Raw genomic sequence first — 8,084 nt, forward strand, 5'->3', positions numbered from 1 at the left:
GCCGGGGGGCGCGCGCGGCCGGGGCCGACGAGGCCCTGATGCTGAACACCGAGGGCGAGGTCGCCTGCGCGGCGGTCGCCAACCTGTTCTGGTTCGAGGGCGAGCGCCTGGTCACGCCGGCGCTGGAGTGCGGGGTGCTGGCCGGCGTCGTACGCGCCGAGGTGCTGCGCGCCGCCGCCGCGCTGGGGCTGGAGGCGCTCGAGGCGCGGGCTCGGCGCGAGCGGCTGGACGCCGCCGTGGGCCTGTTCCTGACCAACAGTCTGATCGGCCTGCGCCCGGTCTCAAGGCTCGACGGCCGGGCGGTCGCCGCCCACCCGGCGCAGGACGCGCTGACGCGCGCCGTGGCGGTTACTTGCGGGTGACGGTCTGCGACAGGCGCGGCGCCAGGTAGTAGGTGTGCTTCAGCTTGGTGAGCGCGGGCATCACCTGGCGGGTCGTCGACTGGTAGTCGTATTCGACCTCGGCCATGATCACGCTGGCGCCGGCGCTGACCAGGCCGGCCGGGACCTTCACCACTTCATCCTTGGTGCGGGCGGCGATATGGCTGCCGTCGCTCCAGGCGACCTTGGTCACGCCCTTGGAATCGGCGACGACGCTGCTGATCCGCAGCTTCAGCGTGTCGGTGGGGAAGGGGGCCATGGTCAGTCCGCCGACCAGGAAGACGTCCTGCATGTCCTGGTTGTTGACCGCCTGCTGCTGGGCGACCAGGTCGGCGATCGCCGCCGCGGCGTGATTGACCCGGCGCTGGGCCATGTAGCCCTGGCTCAGTTCGGCGAGGCCGAAATAGAACAGGATCATCAGCGGCGCGATCAGGGCGAACTCGACCGCGGAGACGCCCTCTTCCGCCCGCGCCAGCCGCGTCAGCCAGGATCGGAAACGGCGCATCATCAGTAGGGCTCGTTCCGGAAGGTGACGGTCGCCTGGATCACCGCCACGCCGCCGTCCAGGCGCGAGAGCGCCTGGTTCATGAACGGGGTGAGCAGCGGCCATTTGTAGTAGGCGCGGACCAACACGATGCTGCCGGCCTTGCCGGCGTCGAACATCAGCGCCTTGTCGTCGAGCTTGCCGTTCTGGATCGGATCGACCGGCTGGGCGTCGGCCCACTGCTGGTAGGTGCGCACGTCGATCTGCAGACGCTCGCGGCACTGGGTTTCCAGCAACGGCATGTGCGCGCAGATGTCGTTGCGGAAGGTCGTCTTGGTCGCGCCGCCCGCGGTCTGCAGTTCGCCGGTGCGGATGCGCCGCGAGGTGTCGACCGTCGCGTTCTCCAGCAGCGCCGAGACCGTGAAGACGATCGCCAGTTCAAGCACCGCGAACAGCATGAACAGGAACGGGCCGATGACGAAGGCGAACTCGACCGCCGTCGCGCCGTCGTCGCGGCGGGCCAGGTCGCGCGCGAAGGCGCGCGTCCGGGCGACGTATTTGCGGACAAGGGACGTCATGCGCGCGCTCCCGCAGGCCGACGAGGTCAGGGCGCCTTGGCGCCGGCGGCGGTGGAGACGCACTTCGAGGCGCAGGTCATCTCGGTGACCGCGGCGCCGCGATAGACCGAGACCTGGCCGGACGACGGGGCGGTGACCACCACCTCGCCCTTATAGATCGTGCGGCCCAGGCTATCGATCACCACCACTTCGGTGACGCCGTAGCCGCGACCGGCGACGTAGAGCGTGCGCTCGTCCACCACGGTCACGTCGGCCACGCCGGGATTGCCCACGATCACCGAGGCGGCGGCGCCGGACAGGTTCAGGCGCTCGGTGTGGTTCAGCGGCACGTTCAGGGCGGAGGCGACGCCGGGGACGGCGGCGAGGATCAGGGCCAGGCTGGCGAACGTCAGGCGGCGCATCGGGGCCACTCCTTTTGAATCTTACGCGGGCGGGCCCGCGCGAGCGAAGGATCGCCGGTCATTCGTCAAAAAAAACTGAAACTGCCCAGATCATCGTGCGCTGGCCGCGGCGCCCCATGGAATCGTTGAGAAATTAAACGCATGGTTATCAGAACTTAACTGTAAATATTCGTTCACCATAGAAATAATCGGGCGACTTCTAGTTTTCACCACCCGTTAACGCAGGGTGGTGCAAGTTGATCATGCGTTTGGGGGCAAGCGAGCAAGACGGCTCGGGCCCCGGTGAGGAAGTCCTCGCTGTCTGCTTGCTGAACAGGAGAAGTTACATGACCAAGTTCGTCACCCGCTTCATCAAGGACGAGTCGGGCGCCACGGCGATCGAATACGGCCTGATCGCCGCTCTGATCGCGGTCGCCATCATCGGCGCCGTGACCGCCCTGGGCAAGCAGGTCGGCACGACCTTCGCGGCCGCTGAAAAGGGCATGGCCGGCGCTTCGACCGCCCCGTAAGCCTTCGAGCTGATGTTTCGCGGGAGGGCCGCGGCGGGTAACCGCCGCGGCCCTTTCAGTTTTTGGGGCTTAGGCTCGAGTTTACTCCTCGCGCCTAGACTGATCCGGCAAGATTTCACGACGAGGCTCGGTGCGATGAACCTGGTGACGGCGGTGCTGCTCTGCGTATTCCCGGTGGTGGCGATCGCCGCCGCCCTGCGCGACGTGACCACCATGACCATCCCGAACTGGATGTCCGTCGTTCTGATCGGCGGCTTCTTCCCCACCGCGCTGGCGGCGGGGCTCGCGCCGGTCGAGATGCTGTCCCACCTGGCGATCGGCCTCGGGGTCCTGCTCGCCGCGATGACGATGTTCGCCCTGCGCTGGATCGGCGGCGGCGACGCCAAGCTCCTGGCCTCGGCCAGCCTCTGGCTCGGTTTCAGCGCCCTGCCGGAATTCCTGATCTGGACGGCCCTGGCCGGCGGCGCCTTCGCGCTGATCCTGATCCAGGCGCGCTTCGTCGCCCACGCCTACGCGGTGCAGGGGCAGGGCTGGATGGGCCGCTTGCTGCAGCCGAAGGGCGACATCCCCTACGGCGTGGCCATCGCGATCGGCGCGCTCGCGGCCTATCCGGTCTCCGACCTCGTCACCAGCTGGTCGGCGTCCTTCTGACCCCCCGTCCGGGACCCTCGTAAATCTTTGCGTAGCCTTGGGATTTAGGTGGGCGTTAACCCCTGAGGGGCGACCCTCCCAAAGACTGGAAAAGGCGTTGTTCCGCGGGCCTCGCACAGGCAGGCGGGCGAGCCCCAGGAGGGGGCGTACCGAATGAAGCCTGTTCGAATTGTCATTCTCGCGGTGGCGGCCGTGGCCGCGGTCGGCCTGGCGCTGATCGTCCGCGGGGCGCTGTCCGGAAAGCCGACCTCCCAGGCCGAGGCCGCGGTTCCCATTTCGCAGGCCAACGTCAAGCCGATGGCGCGCGTCCTGGTGGCCAAGCGCGACCTGAAGATCGGCGACCGTCTGACCGAAGCCGACATGGACTGGCAGGAATGGCCGGTCGAGGCCGTCAACCAGGCCTTCGTCACCGACGGCTCGGTCGACGTCGCCAAGCCTCTCGGCGACGCCGAGCCAGCCGCCGACGCGGACAAGGACGCGAAGGACGGCAAGAAGGCCGACGACAAGGCCAAGGATGCAAAGCCGGCGGACGCGAAAGCCGGCAAGGCCGGCGCCAAGACCGCCGTCGCGGACGCCAAGCCGGCCGACGCGGCCACGAAGGTCGCCGACATGCTGACCGGCGCCGGTCCGAAGGCGCAGTTCGTCGGCTCGGTGGTGCGCGAGGCCTTCATGGCCGGCGAGCCGATCGTCGCCCGCAAGCTCGTGCGGGCCGGTGAAAGCGGGTACCTGGCGGTCGTGATCCAGCCCGGCATGCGCGCCATGTCGGTGTCGGTGTCAGTCGAGACCGCGGCCGGCGGCTTCATCCTCCCTGGCGACCGGGTCGACGTGCTGCTGGCGCACGAGGTCGAGGTGAAAGGCCAGAGCGGCAGCCGCAACGCCTATGTCAGCGAGACCGTCCTGCGCAACGTCCGGGTCCTGGCCGTCGATCAGGTGACCCAGCCCGACAAGGGCGCCACCACGGTGGTCGGCGCGACCGCGACCCTCGAACTGGCCCCGGCGGATTCCGAAGCCCTGGCCCTGGCCCAGGCGCAAGGCAAGCTCTCGCTGACCCTGCGCTCCTACGCCGACGCCAGCGGTCCCTCCGGCCGCACTCCGCAGGTGGCGCGCGACGCGCAGTCGGCTGCTGTGCGATCGATCCGCGTGTTCCGCGGCAATGAAGTTACCGACGTGGCGGTGATGTGATGAGCCGGAATTTCTCCAAACTCCTGCGTACCTCCGCGGCCCTGGCCGTCGCCCTGGCGGCCGTCGCGCCGGCTCCGGCCGCCCTGGCCCAGTCCATGGTCAGCGTCCAGCTGGGCGGGGACGGTGCGGCCGCCCAGTCGCTGTCGCTGCCGCGCGGCAAGTCGGCGATCATCGAACTGCCGGTGGACGCCCGCGACGTGCTGGTGTCCGACCCGACCGTCGCCGACGCCGTGCTGCGCACGCCGCGCCGGATCTATGTGCTGGGCGTCAAGTCCGGCCAGACCGACGCGGTGTTCTTCGACGGCGCCGGCCGCCAGATCCTCAGCCTGGCCATCCGCGTCGACCAGAGCACCGGCGCGCTGGAAGACACGTTGCGTCGCGTCGTTCCGGGCGCGAAGGTCACGGTCGAGCCGGTCAACGACAGCCTGATCCTGACCGGCACGGTCGCCAACGCCGGCGAGGCCGACCGGGTCCGCCGCGTGGCCGAGCAGTTCGTCGCCAAGCCCGAGCAGGTCGTCAACATGCTCAGCATCGCCGGCGAGGATCAGGTGACGCTGAAGGTCCGCGTCGTCGAGATGCGGCGCTCGGTGATCAAGCAGCTGGGGCTGTCGGCGGACGCCGTCACGAACAACGGAATTCACTCCTACGCCTTCGGCCGCGGGAACACCTACGGCGTGAACGGCTCCGCCATGGGCGGCGGCGGCCTGTGCTACGGCCAGAACGGGGCCCGCGCGACCACCGTCACCAACACGGATACGACGACCACGACGGGCTCGCCCGCCCCGGGCAGCATCCAGGACGTCACCAACGCTGTGAGCTCGGCCTACAAGCTCGTGTCCGGCGCCAGCATCGACGCCTGCTTCCAGGCCTTCGAGCGCACCGGCCTGGTGCGCACCCTGGCCGAGCCGAACCTGACGGCGATCTCCGGCGAGTCCGCCAAGTTCCTCGCCGGCGGCGAGTTCCCGGTCCCGACCGGCATCGACCAGAACGGCAAGGTCACGGTCGAGTACAAGCCGTTCGGCGTGGGCCTCGGCTTCACCCCCGTGGTGATGTCTGAAGGCCGGATCTCCATGAAGATCTCGACCGAGGTGTCGGAGCTTTCCCAGGAAGGCGCCTTCACCCTCGGCGGCGGCGGGACGTCGCTGGTGTTGCCGGCGCTGAGCGTCCGCCGGGCCGAGACCGCGGTGGAACTGCCCTCCGGCGGCAGCCTGATGATCGCCGGCCTGCTGCAGCAGAAGGCCAAGCAGAACCTCGACGCCCTGCCGGGCGCCACCGAGGTGCCGGTGCTGGGCGCCCTGTTCCGCTCGCGCGACTACCTCAACGAAGAGACCGAGCTGGTGGTGATCGTCACCCCGTACCTGGTTCGGGCGACCGATCCGGACCGGCTGCAGGCGCCCGGCCAGAACCTGCAGATGGCCAGCGACGCCTCGACCATCCTGCTGGGCCGTCTGAACAAGGTCTATCGCGGCGACGCCGCCGCGGCGCCGCCCGAGGCCTACCAGGGCCCGGTCGGCTACGTCATCGAGTAGAGGGGGGCGAGGGCATGATCCGCAAAGCTTCGATCCTGGGGCTGTCCATGCTGCTGGGCGCCTGCGCGACCGCCGCCGGCCACCACCCGGCCCCGGCGCTGCCGACCGAGAACTTCACGCTGCAAACGGCGTCGACCGTCGACCAGATCGCGCTCGCGCCGCACGCCGAAGGGCTGTCCGCGGCCCAGCGCGCGGCGGTGGCCGACCTGGCCCAGCGCTTCCACAGCGCCGGCGGCGAGGTGATCACCGTGCAGAGCGCCACCGGCGGCGACGAGGCCGCCACGAAGAGCGCCTGGAACGTCAAGGCCGCCCTCGAGCAGGCCGGCGTGCCGGCCGAGCGGGTGCGCCTGGGCGCCTACACCGCCGCCGATCCGGCGGCCGCGCCCGTGCTGGCCAGCTTCAAGGTCCTGTCCGCCGTCGTTCCCCAGTGCGGGCGCGAGTGGAACGACCTGACGGCCACCCGCGACAACCGCGCCTACGCGGACTTCGGCTGCTCGGTCACGGCCAACCTGGCCGCGCAGATCGCCAACCCGCGCGACATCGGCGGCCCCGCCGCGGCGGACCCCGCCGACGCCGGCCGTCGCAGCGTGGTGCTCGACAAGTACCGCAAGGGTGAGATGACCGCCTCGGCCAAGGACGCCAGCGCCGACGGCAAGGTCGCCCAGGTCGTGCAGTGAGGCGGAGCAGATGAGCAGGGCCTATAGCACCGTGGACCCCTACGAAGACGATTTCCACGTCGACGACGAGCTGGTCTTCCCCGGCGCCGACGATCCGCGCACCCGCATCATGCCGGTGGGCAACGACGAGCCCGGCGCCGCCGAGGTCGAAATTCTGCCGCCGCCGTCCCAGCTGCATCCCAGCGCGGGCGCCCTGCAGATCGCGGCCCCGGTGTCGTCGTCCTCGCATGGCGGCCACGGCTACAACCCCGTCGGCGACATGCAGGCCGGGGCCGAGTCCGCGCTCGGCCAGGTGAACGTGCCGCGCATCGGCATCCACATCTTCGCCGAGCGCAGCGACACCTTCGAGGCGGCCCAGCGCGCCGCCGGCGACCGCCGGCTGTCGCGGGCCAGCACGACCGTCCGCATGGGCGGCCTGCAGACCGCGCTGACCGCCTACGGCCACGAAGCCACGCCCTCGCTGATCATCGTCGAGAGCATGACCTCGGCCGCGCAGATGATCGCCGAGCTCGACGAGCTGGCCGAGCAGTGCGACGCGGGCACCAAGGTGGTGGTCATCGGCGCCGCCAACGACATCGCCCTGTACCGCGAGCTGATGCGCCGCGGCGTCAGCGAGTACCTGGTCGCGCCGGTCCAGCCGATGCAGCTGATCAGCGCCATCGGCTCGCTCTACAACGACCCGGCCGCGCCGTTCGTCGGCCGCACCATCGCCTTCGTCGGCGCGCGCGGCGGCGTGGGCGCCTCGACCGTGGCCCACAACACCGCCTACGCCATCAGCGAGCGGCTGTCGGCCCAGACGGTGATCGTCGACTTCGACCTGCCGTTCGGCACCGCCGGCCTGGACTTCAACCAGGACCCGGTGCAGGGCGTCGCCGACGCGCTGAACGAGCCGGAGCGCCTGGACCCCGTGCTGCTGGACCGCATGATGGTCCGCTGCACCGACCGGCTCAGCCTGTTCGCCGCGCCGGCCAGCCTGGACTCCGACTGGGACGTCTCGCCCGAGGCCATTGAGGAGGTCGCCACCCGCATCCGCGGCACCGCCCCCTTCGTGGTGCTGGACCTGCCGCACCAGTGGAACGCCTGGATGCGCCGCATGATGATCACCGCCGACGAGGTGGTGGTGGTCGCCACGCCCGACCTGGCCTCCCTGCGTAACGCCAAGAACATGATCGACCTGGCCCGCGCCGCCCGGCCGAACGACGCGCCGCCGCGCCTGGTGTTGAACCAGGTCGGCGTTCCCGGCCGTCCGGAAATCCCGATCAAGGAATTCGGCAACGCGCTCGGCCTGCCGCCGTGCCTGGTCATGCCGTTCGACGCCAAGCTGTTCGGCCAGGCCGCCAACAACGGCCAGATGATCCTGGAGATCGGCTCCAAGTCGAAGCCGGCCGAAGGGTTCGCGCATCTGGCCCAGGTGGTCTCCAAGCGCGAGATCCTGGCCCTGCCGGCGCCGGCCAAGGCGGCCGCCAAGCCGTCGGTCCTGTCCAAGATCTTCAAGCGGTAAGGGGAGCCGGCGAGGGTGTTCGGCAAGCGCACTAACGGGAGCGACCCGCAGCCGGCCGGTTTCGGCCAGGCCGCGGCGCGTGCGGCTCCCCAGTCCCCGGCGCAGCCGTCGCCTTCCGCGCCGGCGGCCGAGCCGAAGCTCGACGCCCTCGCGCCCAAGCCGAAGCCGGCCGGCGGCGAGGCCCCCAAGGGC

General features: G+C 70.2%; 10 protein-coding genes. 7 read left to right on the plus strand and 3 right to left on the minus strand.

The window, feature by feature from the left end; all coding sequences use genetic code 11:
• The coding region (locus G3573_RS18100) for an aminotransferase class IV (RefSeq protein WP_205598350.1) at positions 1–362 on the plus strand (362 nt) is incomplete at its 5' end.
• Here the strand turns inward: G3573_RS18100 and G3573_RS18105 are convergent.
• From G3573_RS18105 to G3573_RS18115, 3 genes are read right to left on the minus strand one after another with little or no spacing between them, the layout of a single operon-like run.
• Entirely contained in the window at positions 349–888 is a 540-nt protein-coding gene (locus G3573_RS18105) for a TadE/TadG family type IV pilus assembly protein (protein ID WP_163263092.1), read from the minus strand. The two genes, G3573_RS18100 and G3573_RS18105, sit on opposite strands and share 14 nt — an antisense overlap.
• Entirely contained in the window at positions 888–1,442 is a 555-nt protein-coding gene (locus G3573_RS18110) for a TadE/TadG family type IV pilus assembly protein (protein WP_163263093.1), read from the minus strand. Before G3573_RS18110 ends, G3573_RS18105 begins: the two co-directional genes overlap by 1 nt.
• Positions 1,443–1,468: 26 nt before the next feature.
• On the minus strand, positions 1,469–1,843 hold the full coding sequence (locus G3573_RS18115; protein WP_163263094.1) for a pilus assembly protein N-terminal domain-containing protein: 375 nt from the start codon (positions 1,841–1,843) through the stop codon (positions 1,469–1,471).
• 326 nt (positions 1,844–2,169) lie between these two features.
• Between G3573_RS18115 and G3573_RS18120 the strand changes: the two genes are divergently transcribed.
• The 6 genes from G3573_RS18120 to G3573_RS18145 all read left to right on the plus strand — a co-directional run bounded on the left by G3573_RS18120 (position 2,170) and on the right by G3573_RS18145 (position 7,892).
• Positions 2,170–2,352, plus strand: a complete 183-nt coding sequence (locus tag G3573_RS18120) for a Flp family type IVb pilin (RefSeq protein WP_163263095.1) — start codon at positions 2,170–2,172, stop codon at positions 2,350–2,352.
• A gap of 135 nt (positions 2,353–2,487) precedes the next feature.
• Positions 2,488–3,003, plus strand: a complete 516-nt coding sequence (locus tag G3573_RS18125) for a prepilin peptidase (RefSeq protein WP_163263096.1) — start codon at positions 2,488–2,490, stop codon at positions 3,001–3,003.
• A 153-nt stretch (positions 3,004–3,156) separates the two neighbouring features.
• Positions 3,157–4,185, plus strand: coding sequence for a Flp pilus assembly protein CpaB (gene cpaB, locus G3573_RS18130; RefSeq protein WP_163263097.1), 1,029 nt, complete (start codon positions 3,157–3,159; stop codon positions 4,183–4,185).
• A complete protein-coding gene (locus G3573_RS18135; RefSeq protein WP_163263098.1) occupies positions 4,185–5,714 on the plus strand; it encodes a type II and III secretion system protein family protein in 1,530 nt (509 codons plus the stop codon). The genes cpaB and G3573_RS18135 overlap by 1 nt, the downstream gene beginning before the upstream one ends.
• A 14-nt stretch (positions 5,715–5,728) precedes the next feature.
• On the plus strand, positions 5,729–6,391 hold the full coding sequence (locus tag G3573_RS18140) for a CpaD family pilus assembly lipoprotein (protein ID WP_163263099.1): 663 nt from the start codon (positions 5,729–5,731) through the stop codon (positions 6,389–6,391).
• Positions 6,392–6,401: 10 nt separating this feature from the next.
• Positions 6,402–7,892 (plus strand): AAA family ATPase, encoded by a 1,491-nt coding sequence (locus tag G3573_RS18145; protein WP_205598351.1) that lies wholly within the window; start codon positions 6,402–6,404, stop codon positions 7,890–7,892.
• Positions 7,893–8,084: the final 192 nt, after the last annotated feature.

The organism is Caulobacter sp. 17J65-9, from assembly GCF_010975005.1.
Lineage (GTDB): Bacteria > Pseudomonadota > Alphaproteobacteria > Caulobacterales > Caulobacteraceae > 17J80-11.

Coding starts and splice junctions, on each gene's coding strand:
- G3573_RS18105 (WP_163263092.1), bottom strand. CDS start 888: ATGATGCGCCGTTTCCGATCCTGGCTGACGCGGCTGGCGCGGGCGGAA.
- G3573_RS18110 (WP_163263093.1), bottom strand. CDS start 1,442: ATGACGTCCCTTGTCCGCAAATACGTCGCCCGGACGCGCGCCTTCGCG.
- G3573_RS18115 (WP_163263094.1), bottom strand. CDS start 1,843: ATGCGCCGCCTGACGTTCGCCAGCCTGGCCCTGATCCTCGCCGCCGTC.
- G3573_RS18120 (WP_163263095.1), top strand. CDS start 2,170: ATGACCAAGTTCGTCACCCGCTTCATCAAGGACGAGTCGGGCGCCACG.
- G3573_RS18125 (WP_163263096.1), top strand. CDS start 2,488: ATGAACCTGGTGACGGCGGTGCTGCTCTGCGTATTCCCGGTGGTGGCG.
- cpaB (WP_163263097.1), top strand. CDS start 3,157: ATGAAGCCTGTTCGAATTGTCATTCTCGCGGTGGCGGCCGTGGCCGCG.
- G3573_RS18135 (WP_163263098.1), top strand. CDS start 4,185: ATGAGCCGGAATTTCTCCAAACTCCTGCGTACCTCCGCGGCCCTGGCC.
- G3573_RS18140 (WP_163263099.1), top strand. CDS start 5,729: ATGATCCGCAAAGCTTCGATCCTGGGGCTGTCCATGCTGCTGGGCGCC.
- G3573_RS18145 (WP_205598351.1), top strand. CDS start 6,402: ATGAGCAGGGCCTATAGCACCGTGGACCCCTACGAAGACGATTTCCAC.